This is a genomic window from Amycolatopsis sp. lyj-109, from assembly GCF_046548995.1.
Taxonomy (GTDB): Bacteria; Actinomycetota; Actinomycetes; order Mycobacteriales; family Pseudonocardiaceae; genus Amycolatopsis.
The window spans coordinates 94,064-120,687 of record NZ_JAJPWR010000002.1; the positions used below are offsets into that span (position 1 = coordinate 94,064).

Below are 26,624 nucleotides of genomic sequence, written 5' to 3' on the forward strand. Positions count from 1 at the left end.
CCTGTATGTCGCGCCGGTTCTCGCCCGCTTGTGAGGATTCACAGGGCGAGCCTTGCGGAACTAAGAACTCCGAAGAGCCCTGCTTACTTGGCCTTCTCCACGATCTGCACCAGGCGCCACCGCTTCGTCGCCGACAGCGGGCGGGTCTCCATCAGGGTGACCCGGTCGCCCACGCCCGCCTCGTTGTTCTCGTCGTGCACCTTCACCTTGGAGGTGGAGCGGACGACCTTCGAGTAACGGGGGTGCTTCTTGCGGTCCTCGAGCTCGACCACGATCGTCTTGTTCATCTTGTCCGAGACGACGTAGCCCTCGCGGACCTTGCGGTCGTTCCGGGCCGGCGTCTCGGTGGTGGGCTCGCTCATGCGGCACCTTCACTCTCGGCGTCGGGGGCAACGGACAGGCCGAGTTCGCGCTCGCGCATGACCGTGTAGATCCGCGCGATGTCCGTGCGGACGGTGCGCAGACGGCGGTTGTTGTCGAGCTGCCCGGTCGCCATCTGGAAGCGGAGGTTGAAGAGCTCCTCCTTGTATTCCTTCAGACGCAGGACGAGCTCTTCCGCGGTGAGCTCACGCAGCTCCGATGCCACAGCACCAGCGTTCGCCATCAGAACTCACCACCTTCACGGGTCACGATGCGGCACTTCATGGGGAGCTTGTGGATCGCGCGGCGGAGCGCCTCACGGGCGGTCTCCTCGTTCGGGAAGGAGATCTCGAACATCACGCGGCCCGGCTTCACGTTGGCGATCCACCACTCGGGCGAACCCTTACCGGAACCCATGCGGGTCTCGGCCGGCTTCTTGGTCAGCGGGCGGTCCGGGTAGATGGTCGTCCACACCTTGCCACCACGCTTGATGTGACGGGTCATGGCGATACGAGCGGACTCGATCTGCCGGTTCGTCACGTAGCTGTGCTCAAGCGCCTGGATGCCGTACTCGCCGAAGCTGACCTTCGTGCCACCCTTGGCGGCGCCGTGGCGCTTCGGAGAGTGCTGCTTCCGGTGCTTGACCCTGCGCGGGATGAGCACGTCTCAGCCCTCCGTCTTTTCTGCGGTCTCGGTGGCCGGGGCCGCCTCGGTCGTGGCGGCAGCGGCAGCGCGGCCGGCTTCGGTCGAGGTGGCGGTCGTGCCCGACGCGCCGGAACGACGCGGGCGGGACGGCCGGTCGCTGCGGTCACGGTCGCGACCGCCGCCACCACGCGGCGCGCGCTCGGCGGCGTCACGGGCTTCGCGGGCCTTCAGGCCACCGACGAGCTCACCCTTGTAGATCCACACCTTGACGCCGATGCGACCGAACGTCGTCTTGGCCTCGAAGAAGCCGTAGTCGATGTCGGCGCGCAGCGTGTGCAGCGGGACGCGGCCATCGCGGTAGTGCTCGGAGCGGGACATCTCGGCACCGCCGAGACGACCGCCGCACTGCACGCGGATGCCCTTGACCTGCGGCGAGCGCATGGAGGTCTGGATCGCCTTCCGCATCGCGCGGCGGAACGCCACGCGGTTGGAAAGCTGCTCCGCGACCGCCTGGGCGACCAGCTGGGCGTCGGCCTCGGGGTTCTTGACCTCGAGGATGTTCAGCTGGACCTGCTTCTTGGTCAGCTTCTCCAGCGCGCCGCGGATCCGGTCGGCCTCCGCGCCGCGGCGGCCGATGACGATGCCCGGCCGAGCGGTGTGGATGTCCACGCGGACGCGGTCACGGGTGCGCTCGATCTCGACCTTGGAGATGCCGGCGCGCTCCATGCCCGTCGCCAGCAGCTTGCGGATCTTGACGTCCTCGGCCACGTACTCGGCGTACTGCTTGTCGGCGTACCAGCGCGACTTCCAGTCCGTGGTGATACCCAGGCGGAAACCGTGCGGGTTGATCTTCTGGCCCACTACCGGCCACCTGCCTTCTTCTTGCTCTGAGCCTTCTGCGCGGCTGCCGGACGCGACTCCACCTCGACGGTGATGTGGCTGGTCCGCTTGCGGATCCGGTACGCGCGGCCCTGGGCCCGCGGACGGATGCGCTTGAGGGTGGGGCCCTCGTCGGCGTACGCGTTCTTGACCCAGAGGGTGTCCGGGTCGAGCTGAAGGTTGTTCTCGGCGTTGGCCACGGCGCTGGCGAGCACCTTCGCGACCGGCTCGCTCGCCGCCTGAGGGGCGAAACGGAGCACGGCCAAGGCGTCGGCGGCGCTACGTCCCTTGATGAGCTCGATGACCCGGCGCACCTTGGTAGGCGAGTCCCGGACGAAGCGAGCCCGCGCGTAAGCCACAGGCAAAGCCTCGGCCACGTCGTTCTGGGCGTTCATCGCTAGTTCCTTGATCTCTCGTGCCCGCTCAGCGGCGGCGCGACTTCCGGTCGTCCTTGATGTGACCCTTGAAGGTCCGAGTCGGGGCGAATTCCCCGAGCTTGTGACCCACCATTGCCTCGGTAACGAACACCGGGACGTGCTTGCGTCCGTCGTGCACCGCGATCGTGTGACCCAGGAAGTCCGGGATGATCGTGGAACGACGCGACCAGGTCTTGATCACGGTCTTCTTGCCCGACTCGTTGAGAACGTCCACCTTCTTGAGCAGGTGGTCGTCCACGAAGGGGCCCTTTTTAAGGCTACGTGGCATGTTCTTCTACCTCCCTGCTCAGCGCTTGTTCTTGCCGGTACGCCGACGGCGGACGATGAGGGCGTCGGACGCCTTGCGGCGACGCGTGCGCCCTTCGGGCTTACCGTTCGGGTTGACGGGGTGACGACCACCGGACGTCTTGCCCTCGCCACCACCGTGCGGGTGGTCGACCGGGTTCATCACGACACCACGGACCGTGGGGCGCTTGCCGCGCCAGCGGTTACGACCCGCCTTGCCCCAGTTGATGTTGGCGTGGTCGGAGTTGCCGACCTCGCCGATCGTGGCGCGGTTGCGCACATCCACGTTGCGGATCTCACCCGAGGGGAGACGCAGCTGGGCGTACGGACCGTCCTTGGCGACGAGCTGCACCTTCGCGCCCGCGGACCGCGCCATCTTCGCGCCGCCGCCGGGGCGGAGCTCGATCGCGTGGATCACGGTACCGACCGGGATGTTGCGCAGCGGCAGGTTGTTACCCGGCTTGATGTCGGCGCGGGGGCCGTTCTCGACCGTGTCACCCTGCTTGAGCTTCTCCGGCGCGATGATGTAGCGCTTCTCGCCGTCGGCGTAGTGCAGCAGCGCGATGCGAGCGGACCGGTTGGGGTCGTACTCGATGTGCGCGACCTTGGCGGGAACGCCGTCCTTGTCGTTGCGACGGAAGTCGATCAGCCGGTAAGCGCGCTTGTGGCCGCCACCCTTGTGCCGGGTGGTGATCTTGCCGGACGAGTTACGCCCACCGGTGCCGCTCAGCGGACGCAGCAGCGACTTCTCGGGAGTCGAGCGGGTGATCTCGGCGAAGTCCGAGACGCTCGAACCGCGACGACCCGGGGTCGTCGGCTTGTACTTGCGGATGCCCATTGTCAGCTCAGTCCTTTACGCGGTGGGTCCGCCGAAGATCTCAATCGCCTTGCTTTCCGGCGAGAGAGTCACGATGGCGCGCTTGGTGTCCTTGCGCTTGCCGAAGCCGGCGCGAGTCCGCTTACGCTTGCCCTTGCGGTTGGCCGTGTTGACACTGACCACCTTGACGCCGAACACCTTTTCGACCGCGATCTTGACCTGGGTCTTGTTGGCGTCCGGGCGGACGATGAACGTGTACTTGTGGTCCTCGAGCAGCCCGTAGGACTTCTCGGAGATGACCGGCGCGAGCAGGATGTCGCGGGGGTCCGGAATGGCGACCGAACTCACTTCTCGTCACTCCCTTCCGTGACCTCGCCCGACCGCGCGGCAGCCTTGACGGTCTTGCCGCGGGCGGGGCCGGCGACGAACACGTCGTACGCGGCCTTGGTGAACACGACGTCGTCGTTGACCAGCACGTCGTAGGTGTTGAGCTGGTCCGCCCAGAGCAGGTGCACCTCGGGGAGGTTCCGCAGGGAAACCCAGCTGTACTCGTCGTCCCGGTGCAGCACCACGAGCACGCGCTTCGCCTGCGTCACCGCGGCGAGCACGCTCTTGGCGGCCTTCGTGGACGGCTTCTCACCGGTCACCAGTTCGGTGACGATGTGCAGCTGGCCGGCGCGCGCCCGGTCGGAGAGGGCGCCACGCAGGGCGGCGGCCTTCATCTTCTTCGGGGTGCGCTGGGTGTAGTCGCGCGGCGTGGGGCCGTGCACGACGCCACCGCCGGCGAACTGCGGCGCGCGGGTCGAACCCTGGCGGGCACGACCGGTGCCCTTCTGGCGGTACGGCTTCTTGCCGCCACCGCGAACTTCGCCACGGGTCTTCGTGTCGTGCGTGCCCTGGCGCGCGGCGGCCAGCTGGCCGATCACGACCTGGTGCATCAGCGCGACATTGGCCTGCACGTCGAAGATCTCCTCGGGGAGGTCCACGGTGCCGTCGGCTTTACCGGCCGGGGTCTTCAGCTCGACGCTTGTCATTCGGAGTTACCACCCTTCGCGGCGCTGCGAACGAACAGCACGCCGCCCTTGGGACCGGGCACGGCGCCCTTGATCAGCAGCAGGCCGTCGTCGGCACGCACGGCGTGCACGGTCAGGTTCTGCGTGGTGACCCGGTCACTGCCCATGCGGCCTGCCATGCGCACGCCCTTGAAAACGCGGCCCGGGGTGGCACAGCCACCGATCGAGCCCGGCCGGCGGTGCACGGCCTGCGCACCGTGGCTCGCGCCCTGGCCCTTGAAGCCGTGGCGCTTCATGACGCCCGCGTAGCCCTTGCCCTTGCTGGTACCGGTCACGTCGACCTCGACGCCGGCGGCGAACACCTCGGCGGTGATCTCCTGCCCGACCTCGTAGGTCTCGGCGTCGGTGGTACGCAGCTCGGCGAGGAACCGGCGCGGCGTCACGCCTGCCTTGTCGAAGTGGCCCGTGCGCGGCTTGTTCACCCTGCGCGGGTCGACCGCGCCGAACGCCAGCTGCACGGCCGTGTAGCCGTCCTTGTCCTGGGTACGAACCTGGGTGACCACGTTCGGACCGGCCTTCACGACGGTGACCGGGACAACCCGGTTCTGCTCGTCGAAGACCTGGGTCATACCGAGCTTGGTGCCCAGGATGCCCTTCATCTGCCTGTCAGACATGAGTCTCTTACTCTCCGCCGCTCGCCCGCCGCTACTACTGGATGTTGACGTCGACGCTCGCCGGCAGGTCGATGCGCATGAGCGCGTCGACCGTCTTCGGCGTCGGGTCGAGGATGTCGATCAGACGCTTGTGCGTGCGCATCTCGAAGTGCTCGCGCGAGTCCTTGTACTTGTGCGGCGAGCGGATGACGCAGTAAACGTTCTTCTCGGTGGGCAGCGGCACCGGCCCGACAACACGGGCGCCGGTGCGCGTGACCGTCTCGACGATCTTGCGCGCCGAGGTGTCGATCGCCTCGTGGTCGTAGGCCTTGAGCCGGATGCGGATCTTCTGTCCCGCCATGGTGGCTGCTCGTTCCTTGTCGTCTCGTGCCGCTATCTCACAAACCCGGCCGGGTGTTGCCACTCTGGCCTGGGTTTCCGCAGTTCAACGGCCCTGTCCCCGGTCCACGCGGTCGGGCGTGTCGCGCCCGACGCACAGACGGATCCCGCGGGATCGTCGTCTTGCCTGGTCTTCCTCAACGTGAGGAGGCGATGAGCCGGCCCGCTTTCGCAAGCACTGCCCGTCTCACTGCCCTTGCCCGCTCGCCTCACCCGAAGGGAAGAGCTCCGCGGACCGTGGCCACTCGCACCGGAGCGGCCGACTCTGCTGATTCAAAGACCAGCGAAAGGATCGGCCGCCCCAGGACGAGCAACCTGAATAGTGTCGCACACGTGATTTGACGCCCCTGAGCCGGGGGTGTATTACCCCCGGCCGGGGCGCTGAATCACTTGATGATCTTGGTAACCTGGCCCGCACCGACGGTGCGGCCACCCTCGCGGATGGCGAAGCGCAGACCCTCGTCCATCGCGACCGGCTGGATCAGCGCGACCGTGATGTCGGTGTTGTCGCCCGGCATGACCATCTCGGTGCCCTCGGGGAGGGTCACGACGCCGGTCACGTCGGTGGTGCGGAAGTAGAACTGCGGGCGGTAGTTGTTGAAGAACGGGGTGTGACGGCCACCCTCGTCCTTCGACAGGATGTAGACCCGGCCCTCGAAGTCGGTGTGCGGGGTGGTGGTGCCCGGCTTCACGACGACCTGGCCGCGCTCGACGTCCTCGCGCTTGATGCCACGGACCAGCAGGCCGACGTTGTCGCCCGCCTGGCCCGAGTCGAGCAGCTTGCGGAACATCTCGACACCGGTGACAGTCGTCTTGGTCGACTTCTCCTTGATGCCGACGATCTCGACCTCTTCGTTGACGTTGATCTGGCCGCGCTCGACGCGACCGGTCACCACGGTGCCACGACCGGTGATGGTGAAGACGTCTTCGATCGGCATCAGGAACGGCTTGTCGAGCTCGCGCACCGGGTCCGGCACGCTGTCGTCGACGGCCGCCATGAGCTCGAGAACGGCCTCGGCCCACTTCTCGTCGCCCTCGAGGGCCTTGAGGCCGGACACGCGCACGACCGGCGCGTCGTCGCCCGGGAACTCCTGCGAGGACAGCAGCTCGCGGACCTCCAGCTCGACGAGCTCGAGGATCTCCTCGTCGTCGACCATGTCGGCCTTGTTCAGCGCGACCACGATGTAGGGCACGCCGACCTGGCGGGCGAGCAGCACGTGCTCGCGGGTCTGCGGCATCGGGCCGTCGGTGGCGGCCACGACCAGGATCGCACCGTCCATCTGGGCGGCACCGGTGATCATGTTCTTGATGTAGTCCGCGTGACCGGGGGCGTCGACGTGCGCGTAGTGACGCTTCTCGGTCTGGTACTCGACGTGCGAGATGTTGATCGTGATGCCGCGCTGCTTCTCTTCCGGCGCGTTGTCGATCTGGTCGAACGCCCGCGACTCGTTCAGCTCCGGGTACTTGTCGTGCAGCACCTTGGTGATAGCCGCGGTCAGAGTCGTCTTGCCGTGGTCAACGTGACCGATGGTGCCGATGTTGACGTGCGGCTTGGTCCGCTCGAATTTCGCCTTCGCCACTGGAATGTCCTCCTGGACTGATTTCGCTTTGTGCTCGTGGGGCGGCGTGGCTGCCGCCCCACGATTGTTCCTTCGTCGGTGCTGCGGACGTTCAGGAGAGTCCCTTATTGCCCGCGAGCGCTGGGGGGATTACTCCCCCGTCGCCTTCGCGATGATTTCCTTCGCGACGTTCGCGGGAACCTCGGCGTAGGAGTCGAACAACATGGAGTAGTTCGCCCGGCCCTGGGTACGGGACCGCAGGTCGCCGACATAGCCGAACATCTCCGACAACGGGACCAGCGCCTTCACGACGCGGATGCCCGCACGCTCCTCCATGGCCTGGATCTGACCACGGCGGGAGTTGAGGTCACCGATGACGTCACCCATGTAGTCCTCGGGCGTGGTCACCTCGACCGCCATCATCGGCTCCAGGATCACCGGGTGAGCCTTCTTCGCGGCTTCCTTCATCGCCATGGAACCGGCGATCTTGAACGCCATCTCCGAAGAGTCGACCTCGTGGTAAGCCCCGTCCAACAGGGTGAACTTCAACCCGACGAGCGGGTAGCCGGCCAGGACGCCGTACTGCATCGCGTCCTGCGCGCCCGCGTCGACCGACGGGATGTACTCCCGCGGCACGCGGCCACCGGACACCTTGTTGTCGAACTCGTAGAGCGCGCCGTCGGTGCGCTCGAGCGGCTCCAGCTTCACGATGACCTTCGCGAACTGGCCGGAACCACCGGTCTGCTTCTTGTGGACGTAGTCGAGCTTGTCGACCGTCTTCTTGATCGTCTCACGGTAGGCGACCTGCGGCTTACCGATGTTCGCCTCGACCTTGTAGTCGGACTTCATCCGGTTCACCAGCACCTCGAGGTGCAGCTCGCCCATGCCCGCGATGATCGTCTGGCCGGTGTCCTCGTCCAGCTTGACCTGGAACGTCGGGTCCTCTTCGGCCAGCTTCTGGATCGCCAGGGACAGCTTCTCCTGGTCGGCCTTCGTCTTCGGTTCGATCGCGACCCGGATGACCGGCTCGGGGAACGTCATCGACTCCAGCACGATCGGGTTCTGCGGGTCCGCCAGGGTGTCACCCGTGGTGGTGTCCTTCAGCCCGATGACCGCGTAGATGTGGCCGACCTGGGCGTCGTTGACCGGGTTCTCCTTGTTGGAGTGCATCTGGAAGATCTTCCCGATGCGCTCCTTGCGCTCCTTGGTCGCGTTGATGACCTGAGCGCCGGCGGCGACCTTGCCCGAGTACACCCGGATGTAGGTCAGCTTGCCGAAGAACGGGTGCGCGGCGATCTTGAACGCGAGCGCGGCGAACGGCTCGTCCACCGACGCCTTGCGGGAGGCCACGGTCTCGCCGTCGGGCAGCAGGCCCTCGACGGCCGGGACGTCCAGCGGGGTCGGCAGGTAGTCGATGACCGCGTCGAGCATGGGCTGCACGCCCTTGTTCTTGAACGCGGAACCGGCCAGCACCGGGAAGACCTGGCTGGTGATGGTGAGCTTCCGGATGCCGGACTTGATCTCGGCCTCCGTCAGCTCCTCACCCTCCAGGAACTTCTCCATCAGCGTGTCGTCCGCCTCGGAGACGGTCTCGATGAGCTTCTCGCGGTACTCCGCGGCCAGCTCGGCCAGCTCGGCCGGGATGTCCTCGACCGAGTAGTCCTCGCCCTTCTGGACCTCGCCGCGCCAGGTCAGCGCCTTCATGCGGACCAGGTCGACGACGCCTTCGAAGTCGTTCTCGGCGCCGATCGGGAGCTGGATGACCAGCGGGCGGACGCCGAGGCGGTCCACGATGGTCTTCACGGTGTAGTAGAAGTCCGCGCCCAGCTTGTCCATCTTGTTGACGAAGCAGATGCGCGGGACGTCGTACTTGTCCGCCTGCCGCCAGACCTGCTCGGACTGCGGCTCGACGCCTTCCTTGCCGTCGAACACCGCGACCGCACCGTCGAGCACCCGGAGGTTGCGCTCCACCTCGACGGTGAAGTCGACGTGGCCCGGGGTGTCGATGATGTTGATCTGGTGGTCGTCCCAGAAGGTGGTGGTGGCAGCCGAGGTGATGGTGATACCCCGCTTCTGCTCCTCCTCCATCCAGTCCATGGTGGCGGCGCCGTCGTGGACTTCACCGATCTTGTAGTTGACCCCGGTGTAGAACAGGATCCGCTCGGTGGTCGTCGTCTTGCCGGCGTCGATGTGGGCCATGATGCCGATGTTGCGGACCTTGTTCAGGTCGGTCAGCACTTCACGTGCCACGAGAGTGTTCCCCTGTTCTCAAGCTTGGGGCCCGGCATGGCTGGCCCAAAAGACGGGCGGCGATGCCGAACTACTTACCAGCGGTAGTGCGCGAAGGCCCGGTTGGACTCGGCCATCTTGTGCGTGTCCTCGCGACGCTTCACCGAGGCACCGAGGCCGTTCGAAGCGTCGAGGAGCTCGTTCTGCAGGCGCTCGATCATCGTCTTCTCGCGGCGGGCCTGCGAGAAGGAGACCAGCCAGCGCAGCGCCAGGGTGGTGGAGCGACCCGGCTTGACCTCGATCGGCACCTGGTAGGTGGCACCACCGACGCGGCGGCTCTTCACCTCGATGGTGGGCTTCACGTTGTCGAGGGCGCGCTTCAGCGTGACGACCGGGTCGGTGCCCGTCTTCTCGCGAGCGCCTTCGAGCGCGCCGTACACGATGCGCTCGGCCAGGGACCGCTTCCCGTCCTTCAGCACCTTGTTCACCAGCTGGGTGACCAGCGGGGAGGCGTAGACGGGGTCGGAGATCAGCGGCCGCTTGGGGGCCGGACCCTTGCGGGGCATTAGCTCTTCTCCTTCTTCGCGCCGTACCGGCTGCGCGCCTGCTTGCGGTTCTTGACACCCTGGGTGTCTAGCGAACCGCGGATGATCTTGTAACGGACACCCGGAAGGTCCTTCACACGACCACCACGCACGAGCACCATCGAGTGCTCCTGCAGGTTGTGGCCCTCACCGGGGATGTAGGCGGTGACCTCGATGCCGCTGGTCAGCTTCACACGCGCGACCTTGCGCAGCGCCGAGTTCGGCTTCTTCGGGGTCGTGGTGTACACGCGAGTGCACACGCCACGCCGCTGCGGGCTCCCCTTGAGGGCCGCGGTCTTCTGCTTGGCAGCCTTGTCCTGGCGGCCCTTGCGGACCAGCTGCTGGATCGTGGGCAATGGACCAGCTTCCTGTCGTGATCTGCTTCTTCGTGTCTTCACCGGCCCCCGCGGTCGGGCGTGTCGGCCCGCGTCACGGTCTGACGACCGGTAACTTCCCGGAGGGATTTCCGTCGGAACCCCGACCTGCCGAAGCCGGTGACCGGGTGCCTGAGCACCCCGACCATGCCGCACGGCACGCGGAGCGGCCCGACGCATGTCGGGCACGGTCTCCAAAGATACCCGCCCGGGTCCGGGAGGAACGCGGCGGGGGGTCTGTAGGTCGGCGAACCTCCAGCCTACCTCTCAACGCCCCGGGGCTGCGGGACATTCCGCGCCTCGGGTCGCCGGGGCGACCACGGTCGCGGGGGCGCGGGCGGTTCGGGGGTGTTCCGGCGGCGCGGAGCCGCCCGGGCGGTGCACGACCGCCGGGATGGTTCGCGCCACCGGGCACCGCGGCGACCGAGACCGGCGCCGGGCGGCCCCGCCCACCAGCGCACCGCCTCCGACGAGGTGCGCTGGGGCCGAGACCATCCGCAGCCACCGAGTCCGTCACCCGGGCCCGCTCCTCGCTACGTCATGAATGAGTCATTCAGGACGTCCGAAGTCGTGAATGAGTCATTCAAGACCCGGCGAGAGCGCTGCTCCGGGCTCAGTCCTCGTCCGGCTTGGCGTGGTCCGGCCGGCCCGGGTTCGGGTCCCGGGACAGGTCGATCAGCGGGTGCACGCCCGCCCCCTCCGGGGCTGCGTGGCTGCCCGTCGACTTCGGTTCCTCTGTGGAGCCTCCGGCCCCTTCGGTGCTGGTCATCACACACTCCTCGCGCGTCGTCCCCTGCTTCCCTCCCGGCCGAACCTACCCATTACCCGATCGGGTGACGCAGTGGGATCGGATCGGCCGTTCCGTGCGTCACAGTGCGGCCGGCGGGTCACGATGGGTGCACCACAAAACGGAGGAGCGAACGCATGTCGGGCGAGTTCGAGCACCTGGTGGCCGAGTTCGAGCGGTTCCAGGCGGGCATCCGCCACGCCGACGACCGGTTCGCCGGGCTGGGTGCCATGCAGCAGCAGCTGACCGAACTGCGGGCGAGCGCCGCGTCGGCCGACGGGGGCGTCACCGTCGTCACCGGGCCCGGCGGAGCCGTCCTGGACGTCAAGTTCACCGAGGCCGCGCTGGCCAAGGGCCCGCAGGCGCTCTCGGCGACGCTCCTCACCACGTTGCGGGAGGCCGTCGGCGAGGCGGCGCGGCGGCAGGCCGTGATCGTCGAGGGGAACATGGGCGACGACCTGGGCCTGGTCGACCAGGTCCTGGAGACGCAGGCCGTCGCGTTCGGAACCACCGTCGAAGAACTGCGGTCGAAGCTCACCGAAGAGCAGCCGGCGGAAGAGCGCGCTCCGCAGGACTTTTCGGAGCAGCCGGTGCTCCGGCCGGCCGGCCCGCCGCCGGCCCCACCCGCGCACGGCCCGTCCGCGGGCGACCGCTTCCTGCGCACCCTGTTCGACGAGGAGGACTGATGTCCGACGGAGCCGGCGGTTACCGGGTCCGGGTGGACGCACTGCACAAGTACGTCGGCGACCTGGACAAGTACCGCGAGCAGGGCGCGAAGATCACCGAAAAGGCCGCCCAGGCCGACGTCGGCGACAAGTCGTGGGGCGTGGTCGGCCTCTTCACCAAGAGCGGCTACGACGACACCCTGCGCGAGCTGCACTCGCTGCTGACGTCGATCGCGGACGGCCTGGCCGCGGCGCAGGCCAAGCTGACCGACGCGGCGAACGTCTACCAAGGCGTCGAGGACGACCACAAGACCTTCTTCGGCCAGGTCGAGGTCCTGCTCGACGGCCCGGAAAAGCACTGAGGGGAACACCATGGCCGAGGTCGAAGACGTCGCGAGCGGCATCACCGTCAAGCCCGGCGACCCGAAGACCGTGCTCGGGGTCAACGTCGACAACGCGATCAAAGCGACGCCCTTTGCCGGGAGCGCGGTCACCGTCGGCAAGGACGCCGTCTCGGTGACGAAGGCCGTCTTCGCGCCGCAGCCCGACGGGGCGGACATCACCCTCGCGCTCGGCACGATCGCCACCGACACCGCGAGCTTCATCCAGTCGAGTTCGAGCACCATCACCGACATCGCGACCGACCCGCTCGGGTGGCTGGTCGGGCAGGGGCTGAACTTCCTGGTCAACGCCGTCCAACCGGTCCAGGACGCGATCCACTTCGTCAGCGGCGACGGCCCGGCGCTGGCGATCGCGGCGGAGAACTTCGGCGCGATCGCCACCGGGCTGGACAAGCTGGCCAGGAACTTCGCCGAGGTCGCCGACAGCTCCCTCGAGAGCTGGGAGGGCGACGCGAGCAACGCGGCGAAGACGGCGCTGGGCGAGTTCGCGCACGGCATCGAGGGCGTCGCCGGGAAGTCCGGCGACCTGGCCCGGATGCTGCAGCTCAACAGCATGCTGATGAGTTTCGTCGAAGACCTGATCAAGGCCATCCTCACCGAGTTCGTGACCTGGCTGATCCTGCTGTGGGTGCCGGCACTGGCCGCCGCGGTGCCGACGTGCGGCGCTTCGCTGTCCGCCGCCGCCCCGGTGACCGAGGTCAAGGCAGCCCAGACGACCGCGAAGACCACTCAAAAGGTGAACAAGCTGCGCGAGCTCCTGCAGAAGGTGCTCGACTGGCTCCGGAAGCTGCAGCAGAAGTTCGCCTCGACCACGCTGGGCAAGTCGCTGACGAAGATCGCGAAGGAGAACGAGGGCAAGGACCTCCTCCAGAAGGCCGCCGGCGACAAGGGCCTGATCGGGAAGCGCTGGGCGAAGGCCTTCGAGAACCCGGTGCTCGACGCGGCCGGGAAGGTCGACTACCGGAAGACGATGCTGAAGGCCGGCGCCACCGAAGCGCTCAAGAAGGGTGGCGAAGCGGCGGTCAAGGGCGTGCTCGGCTTCAACCCGGCCAACCCCGGCGACAACCCGGCCAAGACGGTGAACGACCACCTCGGCAAGCTCAACAGCCACGTCAAGAACGCGAAGAAGACGAGCGACTACGACGGGACCGGCCGGGACCAGTCGGTCGAGGAAACTCGCGAGGACCTGGACTTCTGACGATGCAGACGCTCTTCACGATCGGCGTCCTGGTGGTCGTGGCCGCGGTGGCCGCCGCGATCTGGTGGCGGTCGCAGCGGACGGCCGCCGCGAGCCGCGCGGACCACTGGTTCAAGGCGTTCGCGGCCGAACGGGACGGCAGGTTCGGCAGCGGCGACGCCGGCGCCGCTCCGTCGTTCGGCGTGTTTCACCCGACCGGGCGACCGCTGATGGGGCCGCCGGAAGACCCGTGGGTCGAGTTCCGCCTCGGCGACCGGCCGGTGCTCGGGATCGACACGCGGGAGTCCTACCGGAACTTCGACGACCACATCCACTTCCGCGACCTGCACGTGACGCAGGTGCGCGTGCCGCCGGGGCCGGAGCTGCGGCTGGTCCCCGGAAAGCCGGTGTCCATGCCGACGCTCCCGCCGGACTCGGCGCTCGACGCCGAGCTGGCCCGGTGGCTGGCGGCGAACCCGCGGTTCGGGCAGCGGGAGGTCGTGATCGAAAACGGCGCCGCACGGACCTGGGGCCAGGGCTGCGCGACACGGCAGAACCTCACCACCGAGGCCCGGTACCTCGCCGAACTGGCCGATCACCTGCCGTCGACGCTGTGGAACCTCACTGGCGGCGCGTCGTGAGGTGGGTCAAGCCCGCCGACAACGCGAACACCAGCCCGAGACCGACGACGTACGGCCCGGCCAGCAGGGCGAACCCCGCACCGATGTTGGCGTCGGGCTGATCCGACGTCGCCCGGAAGCCGATCGCACCGACCGACAGCAGGATCGCGCCGGCGGTGATCAGCACGACGGCGATCACCGTGAGGCGCTTCGTGACGGGCGTCATGCCTTCATGGTGCCCGGGACCGCGCGGATCCGCCGGATCAGCGAGAGGTCTCCGGTCAGAGTTTGGCGCCGCAGTCCGAGCAGAACAGCGCGCCCGGCTTGTTGCTCTCGCTCCCGCAGCCGCCGCAGGCGACCTTCAACGCCAGGGAGGTGCCGCAGGACGAACAGAACTTGCCGCCGTCGGCTTTCAGGCCGCAGCCCGGACAGGTGACCTTCGCCCGGGTGTCGAGGTCCAGGTCCGCCGTCCAGTCCTTGTCGCGGGCCTTGTCCCAGATCTGGTCGCGCTGGGCCGCGGCCTGCGCGCGTGAGATCTCCTCGGCGACGCTCGGCGAGCAGCGCAGGCACTGGCCGATCTCCTCGTTCCAGCACTGGGACTCGCACATCCAGTCGCCGCAGCCGCGGCACTGGCGGAAGCTCGGGGTGATCTCCTCGACCGCCGCCGCCAGGGCCTTGTCCTTGGCCGGCGAGTTCGTCGCGCGGTCGTAGCGCCACTGGTCGGCCGAGTTGCTCAGGTCGCGCAGCGTCCCGCCGAAGAACGAGCCCACCGCGCGAAGCACGCTTCGGCCCGTCTCGACGTTGTCCCGCTGGAAGGCGGAGCGGAAACCGTTGCCGCAGCGTTCGCAGCGGAACTCGAACTGGTACCCCTGCGTGTTCGAGAGGTCCGAAAAGTTGTCCGTGAAGGGCACAGAGTCAGCCACGGCCCATCTTGGGCGGGTGGCCGCCGCCGCGGGGACGAGAGATTTGCCGACAACGGCCCGGCTACCGGCCGTCACGGGGCACCAGGTGCGCCGGCGGGAGCAGGGCCGGCAGCCCACCGGTGTGCGCCGCGAGCGCGGTCGCCGACGCCAGCACGCCGAGGCCCGCGTCGACCGTCACGGCCGGGCCCCAGCGGTCGGCGATCCGGCCCGCGTGCGGCGGGCACCGGCGGCCGCGGCGGCAGGACAGCCGCCGCCAGCACCGCCCCCGCCGGGGCGACCACCGTCGGACGACTTCCTCCGCGCGACGACCTCCGAGGGCTGGTCCTGACCGAAGAGCTGCCCGGAAGGGGGCTGCGTCTCCGGGGCCGAGCTGCTAGACGAGAGGGATGCCGATCTTCACTCGCCGGGTGCGCGCCCTCGCCGTCACCCTCGCCGCTCTGGGCGGTCTCGCTCTGCCCGTGTCCGCAGAGGCCGGAACGTCTCGCGACTTCGTGGCGCTGTCGGACGTCGCGCCGTCGATCCTGCAGGACATCCGCTACGACACGCGCCACAACTTCGTCGGCCGCCGCATCGACGGGTACCGGCAGCCGCTGTGCATCCTGACCCGGCAGGCCGCCGAAGGCCTGCGGAAGGCGCAGGCGCAGCTGGTCCGGCAGGGCTACACGCTCAAGGTCTACGACTGCTACCGGCCGCAGCGGGCGGTCGACCACTTCGTGCGGTGGGCCAAGGACCTCGCCGACGAGAAGATGAAGGCCGAGTTCTACCCGAACGTCGCCAAGGACCGGCTCTTCGCCGACGGGTACATCGCCGAGAAGTCCGGGCACAGCCGCGGGAGCACGATGGACCTCACCCTCGTCCGCATCCCGCCGCCGTTCCAGCGGCCGTACTTCCCGGGCGAGCCGCTCGTGCCGTGCTTCGCGCCGCGGGACCAGCGGTTCCCCGACAACACCGTCGACATGGGCACCGGCTACGACTGCTTCGACCCGCTCGCCCACACCGACAACCCGGCGATCACCGGCGTCGCCCGGCAGCACCGCGACCTGCTGCGCTCGACGATGGCCGCGGCGGGCTTCCGCAACCTGCCCGAGGAGTGGTGGCACTTCACGCTGAACGGCGAACCGTTCCCGGACACCTACTTCGACTTCCCGGTGTCGCGGGGAAGCCTGCACTAGAACGGCAGTGTGCTTGAACAAAAGCGCCCCGCGGTCCACTGTGGACCGCGGGGCGTCGTTTCGAACGTCAGGCTGAACGACGGCGGCGGGCGCCGAACACCAGACCGCCGCCGAGGGCGAGGGCCAGCAGCGCGAGCGCGCCGAGGCCGATCGCGTCGACGCCGGTGCTGGCCAGCCCGGAGGCACCGCTCTGGCCACCGCCGGTCCCGCCGGCCGGGCCGGTGGTCGAGGTCGGGGCGCCGGCGGTGCAGTCAGCCGGGTTGGCAGGCACCGTCGGGAGCGGAGCGTCACCTTCCTCGGCGTCGATCCGCCACGGGTAGTGGTTCTCCGGCGGGCCGTAAACGGAGATCTCCAGCGGGTTCTCGTACTTGATCTTCCAGCCCTTCGGCGGCAAGAGGAACAGGTGGTACTGCGGCCCGGGTGCGACGTCGCGGAACTCGAAGTGGCCCTTGGCATCGGTGGTCCGCTCGCCGGTGACCGGGCAGTGCTGGTCGGACACCAGCACGACCTTCACCCCGGCGAGGCCCTGCTTCACCTGGCCCTGGTCGTCGAAAACGCCGATGGAGCCCTCGACGACGGCTTTGGCGCCCGGGACAGCCGCCTGGGCGTAGCCTTCCACGTGGTTTTCGGAGTCGACCTCGCGGTAGCCGAAGTCGCAGGAGGCCACGACGATTCCGCGGTTGAAGGCGGCCTGCGGGACGGCCTCGGACACATCGATCACCCGGGTCTCACCGGCGGCTATCGTCACCCCGCCTCCGGCGAGGTCCCCCCAGCCCGGGGCCCGGCCACTCAGGATGTAGGGGTCGCCGATGCGGTTGCAGCCGGCCACGATGCCGGTGAGCGGGATCTTGCCGGAGTTCGACAACGTCACGGCCACGTGGGCGAGTTCGCCGACCTTGTAGCTGTCCTGGGTGAACTTCATCGACGCCTTGAGCGCGCCGTTCAGCGGCGGTGCGCCGCGGAGATCCAGCTTCGTTCCCTCGCCGATGTGGACGGTGCGGAACGGGAAGAGCCAGCCGTCGACCACCTCGCCGCCGAGGTAGTAGTCCGCGGCCGGGACCTTGAAGGTGAGATTGCCGTTCTCGTCGCTCGTCGCGGTGTACGTGACGTCGCCGTGGACGTACCGCAGGGTGAGCTTGATCCCGGCCAGCTCCTCGCCGCTGTCGCGGGCGCCATTACCGTTCTTGTCGCCGTACACGACACCCGTCGCCTCGCCGGGTGCCGGGGTGACCTTCGCCGAGTCTCCGAAATCGGAGCTGACGCTGGAGCCGGTCTTGTCGAACAAGATGCCCCGGATGGTCACGGTGTCCTGCCGGAGGTCCCGGACGTTCCCGACGCCCGTCTGCTCGAAGGACTGTCCCGGCTCGAGCCTGATTCCCTGCCCGGTACTCAGGTCGCCCCAGGTCCCGTAAAGCACCGCCAGGTCGGTCGGCTTGTCGGTGAACTGGTAGGCCTCGACGCCTTCCGCGGTGACTTCGCCGGTGTTCGTCAGCTTGATCGTGAAGTGGACGTCGTCGCTGGACGCGTAGGCGTCCTTGTCGAGGTCGATCGAGACGGTGATCCGGGCGCGCTCGGCCCGCGGCTGCGCCGCCGCGGGCTTGCTCTCCGGCTGGGTGGAGCTCGGCGCGGGCGGCGGTGCCTCCGAACTGGCCGGCGCCTCCGAAGTGGACGGCGCAGTCGACGTCGGTGCCGGGGACTCCGGCGTCGGGTCTTCCGCGGCCGCCGGGCCGGCGAACACGCTGGTCAGCACGGCCGCGGCCGTCAGCGCGACGAAACCGCGCGCGACGGATCTCGCGCTTCTGGATATGTTCACGAACAGTCACCCCTGATTACCCATTGGAAACGCGCAAAGCCCCCGAACCGCGTGAACCGGCTCACTCTAGCCGCATCCGGGGCGGGTGAATACCCGATCAGGTGACAAAAGGAGGAAGGCCCCCGCCGGAAACCCGGCGAGGGCCTTTCCCGTCAAAAACCTCGTCAGCGGAAGTCGCGGCCGAAGTCGTAGTCGTCCAGCGGAACCGCGGCACCGGTACCCGTACCGAACACGTCCGGGGTGTAGTAGCCGTCGTCGTAGGACGGGATCGCGTACGCCGCGACCCGGGCCTCCTCGGTCGGCTGCACCTGGATGTTGCGGTACCGGTTGATGCCCGTACCGGCCGGGATCAGCTTACCGATGATCACGTTCTCCTTGAGGCCCACGAGCTTGTCCGAGCGGCCGTTGATGGCCGCGTCGGTCAGGACTCGCGTGGTCTCCTGGAACGACGCCGCCGACAGCCACGAGTCCGTGGTGAGCGACGCCTTCGTGATGCCCATCAGCACCGGACGGCCCGAAGCCGGCTCGCCGCCTTCGGACACCGTCGAACGGTTCCGCGCCTCGAACTTCGTCCGCTCGGGCAGCTCGCCCGGCAGGAAGTCCGTGCCACCCGAATCGATGACCGTCACCCGGCGCAGCATCTGCCGGACGATGACCTCGATGTGCTTGTCGTGGATCGACACACCCTGCGCCCGGTACACCTTCTGGACCTCGTCCACCAGGTGGATCTGCGCCTCGCGCGGCCCCATCACCCGCAGCACCTCGTGCGGGTCCGGGGTGCCCTCGAGCAGCTGCTGACCGACGTGGACGTGGTCACCGTCGCCCAGCGGGCCGTTCGGGGTGTTCGCAAGCCGCTGACGCTTGGACAGCTTGTCGAAGACGATCTCTTCGCCGCCGTCGTCCGGGATCAGCGTGATCTTCCAGAACCGCTCGCTCTCCTCGATGCGCACGCGGCCATCGACGTCGGCGATCGGCGCCTTGCCCTTCGGCACCCGAGCCTCGAAGAGCTCCTGCACACGGGGCAGACCGGTCGTGATGTCGTCACCGGCGACACCACCCTGGTGGAACGTACGCATCGTCAGCTGCGTACCCGGCTCACCGATCGACTGGGCCGCGACGATACCCACGGCCTCGCCGACGTCGACGAGCAGACCGGTCGCCATCGAGCGGCCGTAGCAGGTCGCGCAGATGCCGACGACCGACTCGCAGGTCAGCACCGAGCGGACCTTGACCTTCGAGATGCCGCTGGAGATCAGCTTGTCGATGGCCGGGTCGCCGATGTCGTCGGCGGCGTTCAGCACGACGTTGCCCTTGGCGTCCACCGCGTCCGTCGCGAGGTTCCGCGCGTACACGCTGGTCTCGACGTGCTGGTCGCGCAGCACCTTGCCGTCGCCGATGTCCTCGCCGATCGGCATCATGATGCCGCGGGTGGTGCCGCAGTCGGTCTCGCGGACGATGACGTCCTGCGAGACGTCCACCAGACGCCGGGTCAGGTAACCCGAGTCGGCGGTACGGAGCGCCGTGTCCGCCAGGCCCTTCCGGGCACCGTGCGTCGCGATGAAGTACTCCGCCACCGACAGGCCTTCACGGAAGTTGGCCTTGATCGGACGCGGGATGTACTCACCCTTCGGGTTCGACACCAGGCCACGCATACCGGCCAGCGACCGGACCTGCGTCATGTTGCCCGCCGCGCCCGACTTCACGATCACCGCGATCGGGTTGTCGTCCGGCAGCGCCGTCTCCATGATCTTGTGGACCTCTTCGGTGGCCTGCGTCCACACCTTGACGAGCTCGTTGTTCCGCTCGGCGTGCGACAGCTGACCACGCTGGTAGCGCTTCTCCACCTGGGAGGCCTTGCCCTCGTACTCGTCGAGGATGGCCTTCTTGCCCACCGGGGTGAGCACGTCCGAGATGGCGACGGTGACGCCCGACCGGGTCGCCCAGTAGAAACCGGCGTCCTTCAGCCGGTCCAGGGTCTGCGCGACCTGGGTCATCGAGTACCGCTCGGCGAGGTCGTTCACGATCGCGGCCTGCCGCTTCTTCGGCATCGGCTCGTTGATGAACGGGTAGTCCGCCGGCAGCAGCTCGTTGAACAGCACGCGGCCCAGGGTCGTCTCGGCCAGCCACGCCTTGCCCGGCTCCCAGCCCTTTTCCGCGAGCCGAGCCTCGTCGGCCTTGGCCGGCTGACGGTCGGTGATGCGGATCTTGACCGGGGCGTGCAGGCTCAGCGCCTTGCGGTCGTAGGCCATGATCGCCTCGGCCGTCGACGAGTACGCGTTGCCCGCGCCCTCGGCCGTCTCGGTGAGGCGGGTCAGGTGGAACAGGCCCGTGACCATGTCCAGTCGCGGCATGGCGAGCGGACGGCCCGACGCCGGCGACAGGATGTTGTTCGCCGACAGCATCAGGATCCGGGCCTCGGCCTGCGCCTCGGCCGACAGCGGCAGGTGCACCGCCATCTGGTCACCGTCGAAGTCCGCGTTGAACGCTTCGCAGACCAGCGGGTGCAGCTGGATGGCCTTGCCCTCGACCAGCTGCGGCTCGAAGGCCTGGATGCCGAGGCGGTGCAGCGTCGGCGCGCGGTTCAGCATCACCGGGTGGCCGGTGATGACCTCTTCCAGCACGTCCCACACCTGCGGCCGCGAGCGCTCCACCATCCGCTTGGCGGACTTGATGTTCTGCGCGTGGTTCAGGTCGACCAGCCGCTTCATGACGAACGGCTTGAACAGCTCGAGCGCCATGTCCTTCGGCAGGCCGCACTGGTGCAGCTTCAGCTGCGGACCGACGATGATGACCGAACGGCCCGAGTAGTCGACGCGCTTGCCGAGCAGGTTCTGGCGGAACCGGCCCTGCTTGCCCTTGAGCAGGTCGGACAGCGACTTCAGCGGCCGGTTGCCCGGGCCGGTGACCGGACGCCCGCGACGGCCGTTGTCGAACAGCGCGTCGACGGCCTCCTGCAGCATCCGCTTCTCGTTGTTGACGATGATCTCGGGCGCACCGAGGTCGATGAGGCGCTTCAACCGGTTGTTGCGGTTGATGACCCGGCGGTACAGGTCGTTCAGGTCGGAGGTCGCGAAGCGGCCACCGTCCAGCTGCACCATCGGGCGCAGGTCCGGCGGGATCACCGGGACGGCGTCGAGCACCATGCCGCGCGGGTCGTTGCCGGTGGACTGGAAGGCCGCGACGACCTTGAGCCGCTTCAGCGCGCGGAGCTTCTTCTGCCCCTTGCCGTTGCGGATGGTGTCGCGCAGGTTGTCGGCCTCCGCGGCGACGTCGAACTCCGCGGCCAGCTTCTGGATGGCCTCCGCGCCCATGCCACCGGTGAAGTACTCGCCGTAGCGGTCGACGAGCTCGCGGTAGAGCAGCTCGTCGGCGATCAGCTGGCGGGTGTCGAGCTTCGTGAAGGTCGTCCAGACCTCCTCGAGGCGGTCCAGCTCGCGGCCGGCGCGGTCGCGCAGCTGGCGCATCTCGCGCTCGCCGCCCTCCTTGACCTTGCGGCGGACGTCGGACTTGGCGCCCTCCGCCTCCAGCGCGGCCAGGTCGGCTTCGAGCTTCTGCGCGCGGGCCTCGATGTCGGCGTCACGCTTGGTCTCGAGGTTCTTGCGCTCGACGCCGATCTCGTTCTCGAGGGTCGGCAGGTCGTTGTGGCGCAGCTCCGTGTTCACGCCGGTGATGACGTAAGCAGCGAAGTAGATGATCTTCTCGAGGTCCTTCGGCGCCAGGTCCAGCAGGTAGCCCAGGCGGGACGGAACACCCTTGAAGTACCAGATGTGGGTGACCGGGGCGGCCAGCTCGATGTGGCCCATCCGCTCACGGCGCACCTTGGCGCGGGTCACCTCGACGCCGCAGCGCTCACAGATGATGCCCTTGAAGCGGACGCGCTTGTACTTGCCGCAGTAGCACTCCCAGTCCCGGGTCGGACCGAAGATCTTCTCGCAGAAGAGGCCGTCCTTCTCGGGCTTGAGCGTCCGGTAGTTGATGGTCTCCGGCTTCTTGACCTCGCCGAAGGACCACTGACGGATGTCGTCAGCAGTGGCGAGACCAATGCGGAGCTCATCGAAAAAGTTGACGTCCAGCACGTCTAGATCCCCTTGGGGTTGTTTCGGCTAGAGAGGGGGTGGCGGGCGAGGCGGGGCCCACGGGAGGAAGGCCCCGCCTCAGCTCGCGATCAGTGCACGACGTCGTCCACCGAGGGCGACTCGTTGCGGGACAGGTTGATGCCGAGGTTCGCCGCGGCGCGCTCGAGGTCCTCGTCGTCGGAGTCGCGCATCTCGATCGCCGCACCGTCGCTGGAGAGCACCTCGACGTTGAGGCACAGCGACTGGAGCTCCTTGAGGAGCACCTTGAACGACTCCGGGATGCCCGGCTCGGGGATGTTCTCGCCCTTGACGATGGCCTCGTACACCTTGACGCGGCCGACCACGTCGTCCGACTTGATCGTCAGCAGCTCCTGCAGCGTGTAGGCGGCGCCGTACGCCTGCATCGCCCAGCACTCCATCTCACCGAAGCGCTGGCCACCGAACTGCGCCTTACCACCCAGCGGCTGCTGCGTGATCATCGAGTACGGGCCGGTGGAGCGGGCGTGGATCTTGTCGTCGACCAGGTGGTGCAGCTTCAGGATGTACATGTAGCCGACGGCGACCGGGTACGGGTACGGCTCGCCGGAGCGGCCGTCCAGCAGCGTGGCCTTGCCGTTCTCCTTGACCATGCGCTCACCGTCGCGGTTCGGCTTGGTCGCGCTGAGCAGCCCGGTGAGCTCCTCTTCCTTCGCGCCGTCGAACACCGGGGTGGCGGTGTTCGTGCCGGGCTCGACGTCGCGGAGCTCGGCCGACAGGTTCTTCGCCCAGTCGGGGTCGCCCTCGATCGTCCAGCCCTGCGAAGCCAGCCAGCCCAGGTGCAGCTCGAGGATCTGGCCGATGTTCATCCGTCGCGGGACACCGTGCGTGTTCAGGATGATGTCGACCGGGGTGCCGTCCTCCATGAACGGCATGTCCTCGACCGGCAGGATCTTGCCGATGACACCCTTGTTCCCGTGCCGGCCGGCGAGCTTGTCGCCCGGCTGGATCTTGCGCTTCTGGGCCACGTAGACGCGGACCAGCTCGTTGACGCCCGGGGGCAGCTCGTCGTCGTCCTCGCGCGAGAACACGCGGATGCCGATGACCTTGCCGGTCTCGCCGTGCGGCACCTTCAGCGAGGTGTCGCGGACTTCGCGGGCCTTCTCGCCGAAGATCGCGCGGAGCAGGCGCTCCTCCGGGGTCAGCTCGGTCTCGCCCTTCGGCGTGACCTTGCCGACCAGGATGTCGCCGTCGCGGACCTCGGCACCGATCCGGATGATGCCGCGCTCGTCGAGGTCAGCGAGGACCTCTTCGGAGACGTTCGGGATGTCCCGGGTGATCTCCTCGGCGCCCAGCTTCGTGTCGCGGGCGTCGATCTCGTGCTCCTCGATGTGGATCGACGTCAAGACGTCGTCCTGCACCAGGCGCTCGGAGAGGATGATCGCGTCCTCGTAGTTGTGGCCCTCCCACGGCATGACCGCGACCAGCAGGTTCTTGCCGAGCGCCACCTCACCGTTTTCGGTGGACGGGCCGTCGGCGATGACCTGGCCGGCTTCGACCCGGTCGCCCTCGTTGACGATCGGGCGGTGGTTGAAGCAGGTGCCGTGGTTCGAGCGGCGGAACTTGTAGAGGCTGTAGGCCTTCCGCGTCCCGTCGTCGTGCATGACCGTGATCAGGTCGGCGGACAGCTCCTCCACCACGCCCGACTGCTCGGCGACCAGCATGTCGCCGGAGTCGATCGCGGCGCGCAACTCCACGCCGGTGCCGACGTACGGCGCCTGGCTGCGCAGCAGCGGCACGGCCTGACGCTGCATGTTCGCGCCCATCAGCGCGCGGTTCGCGTCGTCGTGCTCGAGGAACGGGATCATCGCCGTCGCGATCGAGACCATCTGCCGCGGCGAGACGTCCATGTAGTCGACGTCGAGCGGGTCGATCAGCTCGACCTCGCCGCCCTTCCGGCGGACCAGGACGCGGTCCTCGACGAAGGTGCCGTCGTCGGAGATCGGCGCGTTGGCCTGGGCCTTGACGAACCGGTCTTCTTCGTCCGCGGTCAGGTAGTCGACCTGGTCGGTGACCCGGCCCTCGACGACCTTGCGGTACGGCGTCTCGATGAAGCCGAACGGGTTGACCCGCGCGTAGGAGCAGAGCGAGCCGATCAGGCCGATGTTCGGGCCTTCCGGCGTCTCGATCGGGCACATCCGGCCGTAGTGCGACGGGTGGACGTCCCGGACCTCCATGCCGGCGCGCTCACGCGACAGACCACCCGGGCCCAGCGCGTTGAGGCGGCGCTTGTGGGTCAGGCCGTCGATCGGGTTCGTCTGCTGCATGAACTGCGACAGCTGCGAGGTGCCGAAGAACTCCTTGATCGCCGCACCGATCGGGCGGATGTTGATCAGGGTCTGCGGGGTGATCGCCTCGACGTCCTGCGTGGTCATGCGCTCGCGGACGACGCGCTCGGTGCGCGACAGGCCGACCCGGATCTGGTTCTGGATCAGCTCGCCGACTGTCCGGATGCGACGGTTGCCGAAGTGGTCGATGTCGTCGGTCTCGACCGGGATCTCGGTGTTGTTCGCGGCCGTCATCTTGTCCTCGCCGGCGTGCAGCCGGACCAGGTACTCGATGATCGTGACGATGTCCTCTTCGGTCAGCGTCCCGTTGTCGATCGGCGTCGACAGGCCCAGCTTCTTGTTGACCTTGTACCGGCCGACCTTGGCCAGGTCGTAGCGCTTCGCCTTGAAGAACAGGTTCTCCAGCAGGGTCTGCGCGCTCTCCTTCGTGGGCGGTTCGCCCGGGCGCAGCTTGCGGTAGATGTCGAGCAGCGCCTCGTCGGTGCCGGCCGTGTGGTCCTTCTCGAGGGTGGCGAGCAGCGTCTCCGAGAAGGAGAAGCGCTCGCGGATCGCTTCGGTGGTCCAGCCGAGCGCCTTCAGCAGCACGGTGACGGGCTGGCGGCGCTTGCGGTCGATGCGGACGCCGACGGTGTCGCGCTTGTCGACGTCGAACTCCAGCCAGGCACCGCGGCTCGGGATGACGCGGACGCTGAAGACGTCCTTGTCACTCGTCTTGTCGATGTCCTTGGAGTAGTAGACGCCCGGCGAGCGGACCAGCTGGGACACCACGACACGCTCGGTGCCGTTGATGACGAAGGTGCCCTTGTCGGTCATCACCGGGAAGTCGCCGAGGAAGACCGTCTGGCTCTTGATCTCGCCCGTGTTGTTGTTGACGAACTCCGCCGTGACGAACAGCGGGGCCGCGTACGTCATGTCCTTGTCCTTGCACTCTTCGATCGAGGCCTTGACCTCGTCGAAGCGCGGGGCGGAGAAGGACAGGGACATCGAACCGGAGAAGTCTTCGATCGGGGAGATCTCGTTGAGAACCTCTTCGAGGCCGCCGACCGGGTTCTCGTCACCTTCCTCGACACGGCGCTGGAACCACGCTTCGTCCCCGGTGAACCACTGGAACGACTGGATCTGGACGTCGAGCAGGTTGGGGGTGTTGAGGGGTTCGCGAATCTTTGCGAAGGAAACCCGCTTGGGCGCGCCGGGGATTCCCGTGGCCTCCGAGCGAGATTCAGCCGAGTTGGTCGCAGCAGTGGCCTGGTTCGCGGGAGAGACTGCCAAGATGCGTCCTTCCGGGGACAATGAGCGGTGACGGCCGCCGATAGCAACAGCTACGAGCGACTGTCAAGGGTGCCGTGTGCCCACTATCCTAACTACCGGCTCCGGGCAGCCTGAAAGAGGGCAGCGCAAAGAAGCAGTCTAGCCCGAACGTCACGGCTTGTCCAGGGGGCACTCCCGATGGGGCCCAGCCTGCTTCGCAACGTCTTCAGGTATGCCTCCGGGCGACCCGGTGGGTCCCTCCCGCAAGGGCCCCGGTTTCGCCGTCGGGAGTAAGCGTGACCCCACCGGCGCTTCCAGTCAAGATGCCACACGGGGGTCCCGCCGGTTGGCGCAGCGTGGAAGTAGTTCAGCGGAGCGTGAGCGGCCGAATATCATTCCAGCTACCGACCGGTAACGCCACCTTGAGGGTCTCTACCTGGGGTTTCCCGGCTGACGCGAGGGTAGGGCAAGGGCAGCCGATCGGGATCGGGGCCGGGCGCGCCGGGAGTGGAATTCGGACTTCGGGGGCGACGGAGAGCGCTTGCGGACGGCGGTCGGCGGCCTCGGGCGGCCTGGGGATACAGCGGTGACCGGGGTGCCGGGCGGCGCACGGCCGGGGGTGCCGGGCGGCGCACGGCCGGGGGTGCCGGGTGGCGCACGGCCGGGGGTGCCGGGTGCCGGGTGGCGCATGGCGGGGCGGAGCACGGCCGGGCGGCGCACGGCGGGGGTGCCGGGGTGGCGCATGGCGGAGCACGGCCGGTCGGCGCATGGCGGGGGTGCCGGGGTGGCGCATGGCGGAGCACGGCCGGGCGGCACATGGCGGGGGGCGCCGGCGGCGCACGGCCGGGGGGGCGCACGGCGGGAGTGCCGGGCGGCGCACGGCGGGGGCGCCGGCCCGCAGGGCGCGGCGGGGGCGGCTCGCGCACGGCGAAGGCCGGGGTCACGGAAGTCGGGGCCCGCCGTGCTGCAGCGTCTTGAATGACTCATTCAAGACCTCCGGCGCCAGGAATGAGTCATTCAAGACCTTTGCCGCACCGGGGCAGGCCGCACCGGGGCAGGCCGCACCGCCGCACCGCCGCACCGCCGCACCGCCGCACCGCCGCACCGCCGCACCGCCGCACCGCCGCACCGCCGCACCGAGACAGCGGGCACCGCCGCGCAGGGGGCGGGCCGCGCCGCCACCC

26 protein-coding genes are annotated in these 26,624 nt (G+C 68.3%); 5 read left to right on the top strand and 21 right to left on the bottom strand.

The genetic code is table 11. The features are described from left to right. Positions 1 to 83: 83 nt before the first annotated feature. The 16 genes from rpsQ to ACLJQF_RS04405 form a co-directional block, all read right to left on the bottom strand. Positions 84 to 362 (bottom strand): 30S ribosomal protein S17, encoded by a 279-nt coding sequence (gene rpsQ, locus ACLJQF_RS04330; RefSeq protein ID WP_043781942.1) that lies wholly within the window; start codon positions 360 to 362, stop codon positions 84 to 86. Next, complete coding sequence (rpmC, locus tag ACLJQF_RS04335) at positions 359 to 604, bottom strand: 50S ribosomal protein L29 (RefSeq protein WP_323329521.1); 246 nt, start codon at positions 602 to 604, stop codon at positions 359 to 361. The genes rpsQ and rpmC overlap by 4 nt, the downstream gene beginning before the upstream one ends. Beyond that, the gene (gene rplP / locus ACLJQF_RS04340; RefSeq protein ID WP_004558864.1) at positions 604 to 1,023 is read right to left on the bottom strand and encodes a 50S ribosomal protein L16; all 420 of its coding nucleotides are present in this window, start codon (positions 1,021 to 1,023) and stop codon (positions 604 to 606) included. Before rplP ends, rpmC begins: the two co-directional genes overlap by 1 nt. A 3-nt stretch (positions 1,024 to 1,026) precedes the next feature. After that, positions 1,027 to 1,866: a 30S ribosomal protein S3 gene (gene rpsC, locus ACLJQF_RS04345; RefSeq protein ID WP_410606901.1), complete on the bottom strand. Its 840-nt coding sequence runs from the start codon at positions 1,864 to 1,866 to the stop codon at positions 1,027 to 1,029. Continuing rightward, the gene (rplV, locus tag ACLJQF_RS04350) at positions 1,866 to 2,279 is read right to left on the bottom strand and encodes a 50S ribosomal protein L22 (protein ID WP_410606902.1); all 414 of its coding nucleotides are present in this window, start codon (positions 2,277 to 2,279) and stop codon (positions 1,866 to 1,868) included. The genes rpsC and rplV overlap by 1 nt, the downstream gene beginning before the upstream one ends. A gap of 28 nt (positions 2,280 to 2,307) precedes the next feature. Continuing rightward, positions 2,308 to 2,589: a 30S ribosomal protein S19 gene (rpsS, locus tag ACLJQF_RS04355; protein ID WP_026468892.1), complete on the bottom strand. Its 282-nt coding sequence runs from the start codon at positions 2,587 to 2,589 to the stop codon at positions 2,308 to 2,310. Between the two features lie 18 nt (positions 2,590 to 2,607). Then, the gene (gene rplB / locus ACLJQF_RS04360) at positions 2,608 to 3,444 is read right to left on the bottom strand and encodes a 50S ribosomal protein L2 (protein ID WP_410606903.1); all 837 of its coding nucleotides are present in this window, start codon (positions 3,442 to 3,444) and stop codon (positions 2,608 to 2,610) included. A gap of 15 nt (positions 3,445 to 3,459) precedes the next feature. After that, complete coding sequence (rplW, locus tag ACLJQF_RS04365; protein WP_284745387.1) at positions 3,460 to 3,771, bottom strand: 50S ribosomal protein L23; 312 nt, start codon at positions 3,769 to 3,771, stop codon at positions 3,460 to 3,462. Beyond that, positions 3,768 to 4,457, bottom strand: a complete 690-nt coding sequence (gene rplD / locus ACLJQF_RS04370) for a 50S ribosomal protein L4 (protein WP_410606904.1) — start codon at positions 4,455 to 4,457, stop codon at positions 3,768 to 3,770. The genes rplW and rplD overlap by 4 nt, the downstream gene beginning before the upstream one ends. After that, the gene (gene rplC / locus ACLJQF_RS04375; RefSeq protein ID WP_410606905.1) at positions 4,454 to 5,110 is read right to left on the bottom strand and encodes a 50S ribosomal protein L3; all 657 of its coding nucleotides are present in this window, start codon (positions 5,108 to 5,110) and stop codon (positions 4,454 to 4,456) included. Before rplC ends, rplD begins: the two co-directional genes overlap by 4 nt. 34 nt (positions 5,111 to 5,144) lie before the next feature. Beyond that, entirely contained in the window at positions 5,145 to 5,450 is a 306-nt protein-coding gene (gene rpsJ, locus ACLJQF_RS04380) for a 30S ribosomal protein S10 (RefSeq protein ID WP_003102098.1), read from the bottom strand. 424 nt (positions 5,451 to 5,874) lie between these two features. Beyond that, positions 5,875 to 7,068, bottom strand: a complete 1,194-nt coding sequence (gene tuf, locus ACLJQF_RS04385; protein WP_360279848.1) for an elongation factor Tu — start codon at positions 7,066 to 7,068, stop codon at positions 5,875 to 5,877. Between the two features lie 129 nt (positions 7,069 to 7,197). Then, entirely contained in the window at positions 7,198 to 9,297 is a 2,100-nt protein-coding gene (gene fusA / locus ACLJQF_RS04390; protein ID WP_410606906.1) for an elongation factor G, read from the bottom strand. Between the two features lie 74 nt (positions 9,298 to 9,371). Continuing rightward, on the bottom strand, positions 9,372 to 9,842 hold the full coding sequence (rpsG, locus tag ACLJQF_RS04395; protein WP_003102106.1) for a 30S ribosomal protein S7: 471 nt from the start codon (positions 9,840 to 9,842) through the stop codon (positions 9,372 to 9,374). Beyond that, positions 9,842 to 10,216 carry a 30S ribosomal protein S12 gene (rpsL, locus tag ACLJQF_RS04400; protein WP_003102113.1) on the bottom strand — a complete coding sequence of 125 codons (375 nt, stop codon included), beginning with the start codon at positions 10,214 to 10,216 and terminating at the stop codon, positions 9,842 to 9,844. Before rpsL ends, rpsG begins: the two co-directional genes overlap by 1 nt. Before the next feature lie 631 nt (positions 10,217 to 10,847). Beyond that, entirely contained in the window at positions 10,848 to 11,003 is a 156-nt protein-coding gene (locus tag ACLJQF_RS04405) for a hypothetical protein (protein WP_091304693.1), read from the bottom strand. Between the two features lie 155 nt (positions 11,004 to 11,158). Between ACLJQF_RS04405 and ACLJQF_RS04410 the strand changes: the two genes are divergently transcribed. Genes ACLJQF_RS04410 through ACLJQF_RS04425 form a run of 4 tightly spaced genes read left to right on the top strand, consistent with a single transcriptional unit; the run spans position 11,159 to position 13,905 of the window. Further along, positions 11,159 to 11,707 (top strand): YbaB/EbfC family nucleoid-associated protein, encoded by a 549-nt coding sequence (locus ACLJQF_RS04410; RefSeq protein WP_410606907.1) that lies wholly within the window; start codon positions 11,159 to 11,161, stop codon positions 11,705 to 11,707. After that, positions 11,707 to 12,048, top strand: coding sequence for a hypothetical protein (locus ACLJQF_RS04415; RefSeq protein WP_410606908.1), 342 nt, complete (start codon positions 11,707 to 11,709; stop codon positions 12,046 to 12,048). The genes ACLJQF_RS04410 and ACLJQF_RS04415 overlap by 1 nt, the downstream gene beginning before the upstream one ends. 10 nt (positions 12,049 to 12,058) lie before the next feature. Continuing rightward, on the top strand, positions 12,059 to 13,285 hold the full coding sequence (locus tag ACLJQF_RS04420; protein WP_410606909.1) for a hypothetical protein: 1,227 nt from the start codon (positions 12,059 to 12,061) through the stop codon (positions 13,283 to 13,285). A 2-nt stretch (positions 13,286 to 13,287) separates the two neighbouring features. Beyond that, positions 13,288 to 13,905, top strand: a complete 618-nt coding sequence (locus tag ACLJQF_RS04425; protein WP_410606910.1) for a hypothetical protein — start codon at positions 13,288 to 13,290, stop codon at positions 13,903 to 13,905. On the opposite strand, the gene ACLJQF_RS04430 is transcribed toward ACLJQF_RS04425, so the two are convergent. Both ACLJQF_RS04430 and ACLJQF_RS04435 read right to left on the bottom strand, forming a co-directional pair. Continuing rightward, positions 13,886 to 14,110 carry a hypothetical protein gene (locus tag ACLJQF_RS04430; protein WP_410606911.1) on the bottom strand — a complete coding sequence of 75 codons (225 nt, stop codon included), beginning with the start codon at positions 14,108 to 14,110 and terminating at the stop codon, positions 13,886 to 13,888. The two genes, ACLJQF_RS04425 and ACLJQF_RS04430, sit on opposite strands and share 20 nt — an antisense overlap. A gap of 55 nt (positions 14,111 to 14,165) precedes the next feature. Then, positions 14,166 to 14,807, bottom strand: coding sequence for a zinc ribbon domain-containing protein (locus ACLJQF_RS04435; protein WP_410606912.1), 642 nt, complete (start codon positions 14,805 to 14,807; stop codon positions 14,166 to 14,168). A gap of 386 nt (positions 14,808 to 15,193) precedes the next feature. Between ACLJQF_RS04435 and ACLJQF_RS04440 the strand changes: the two genes are divergently transcribed. After that, complete coding sequence (locus ACLJQF_RS04440; RefSeq protein ID WP_410606913.1) at positions 15,194 to 15,979, top strand: M15 family metallopeptidase; 786 nt, start codon at positions 15,194 to 15,196, stop codon at positions 15,977 to 15,979. 67 nt (positions 15,980 to 16,046) lie between these two features. Here ACLJQF_RS04440 and ACLJQF_RS04445 read toward each other — a convergent pair whose 3' ends face one another. The 3 genes from ACLJQF_RS04445 to ACLJQF_RS04455 form a co-directional block, all read right to left on the bottom strand. Next, positions 16,047 to 17,792, bottom strand: a complete 1,746-nt coding sequence (locus ACLJQF_RS04445; RefSeq protein ID WP_410606914.1) for a hypothetical protein — start codon at positions 17,790 to 17,792, stop codon at positions 16,047 to 16,049. Positions 17,793 to 17,956: 164 nt separating this feature from the next. Continuing rightward, on the bottom strand, positions 17,957 to 21,868 hold the full coding sequence (locus ACLJQF_RS04450) for a DNA-directed RNA polymerase subunit beta' (RefSeq protein WP_410606915.1): 3,912 nt from the start codon (positions 21,866 to 21,868) through the stop codon (positions 17,957 to 17,959). Positions 21,869 to 21,957: 89 nt separating this feature from the next. Continuing rightward, complete coding sequence (locus ACLJQF_RS04455) at positions 21,958 to 25,461, bottom strand: DNA-directed RNA polymerase subunit beta (RefSeq protein WP_410606916.1); 3,504 nt, start codon at positions 25,459 to 25,461, stop codon at positions 21,958 to 21,960. Between the last annotated feature and the right edge of the window lie 1,163 nt (positions 25,462 to 26,624).

Coding starts and splice junctions, on each gene's coding strand:
- rpsQ (WP_043781942.1), bottom strand. CDS start 362: ATGAGCGAGCCCACCACCGAGACGCCGGCCCGGAACGACCGCAAGGTC.
- rpmC (WP_323329521.1), bottom strand. CDS start 604: ATGGCGAACGCTGGTGCTGTGGCATCGGAGCTGCGTGAGCTCACCGCG.
- rplV (WP_410606902.1), bottom strand. CDS start 2,279: ATGAACGCCCAGAACGACGTGGCCGAGGCTTTGCCTGTGGCTTACGCG.
- rpsS (WP_026468892.1), bottom strand. CDS start 2,589: ATGCCACGTAGCCTTAAAAAGGGCCCCTTCGTGGACGACCACCTGCTC.
- rplB (WP_410606903.1), bottom strand. CDS start 3,444: ATGGGCATCCGCAAGTACAAGCCGACGACCCCGGGTCGTCGCGGTTCG.
- rplD (WP_410606904.1), bottom strand. CDS start 4,457: ATGACAAGCGTCGAGCTGAAGACCCCGGCCGGTAAAGCCGACGGCACC.
- rplC (WP_410606905.1), bottom strand. CDS start 5,110: ATGTCTGACAGGCAGATGAAGGGCATCCTGGGCACCAAGCTCGGTATG.
- rpsJ (WP_003102098.1), bottom strand. CDS start 5,450: ATGGCGGGACAGAAGATCCGCATCCGGCTCAAGGCCTACGACCACGAG.
- rpsG (WP_003102106.1), bottom strand. CDS start 9,842: ATGCCCCGCAAGGGTCCGGCCCCCAAGCGGCCGCTGATCTCCGACCCC.
- ACLJQF_RS04405 (WP_091304693.1), bottom strand. CDS start 11,003: ATGACCAGCACCGAAGGGGCCGGAGGCTCCACAGAGGAACCGAAGTCG.
- ACLJQF_RS04410 (WP_410606907.1), top strand. CDS start 11,159: ATGTCGGGCGAGTTCGAGCACCTGGTGGCCGAGTTCGAGCGGTTCCAG.
- ACLJQF_RS04415 (WP_410606908.1), top strand. CDS start 11,707: ATGTCCGACGGAGCCGGCGGTTACCGGGTCCGGGTGGACGCACTGCAC.
- ACLJQF_RS04420 (WP_410606909.1), top strand. CDS start 12,059: ATGGCCGAGGTCGAAGACGTCGCGAGCGGCATCACCGTCAAGCCCGGC.
- ACLJQF_RS04425 (WP_410606910.1), top strand. CDS start 13,288: ATGCAGACGCTCTTCACGATCGGCGTCCTGGTGGTCGTGGCCGCGGTG.
- ACLJQF_RS04430 (WP_410606911.1), bottom strand. CDS start 14,110: ATGACGCCCGTCACGAAGCGCCTCACGGTGATCGCCGTCGTGCTGATC.
- ACLJQF_RS04440 (WP_410606913.1), top strand. CDS start 15,194: ATGCCGATCTTCACTCGCCGGGTGCGCGCCCTCGCCGTCACCCTCGCC.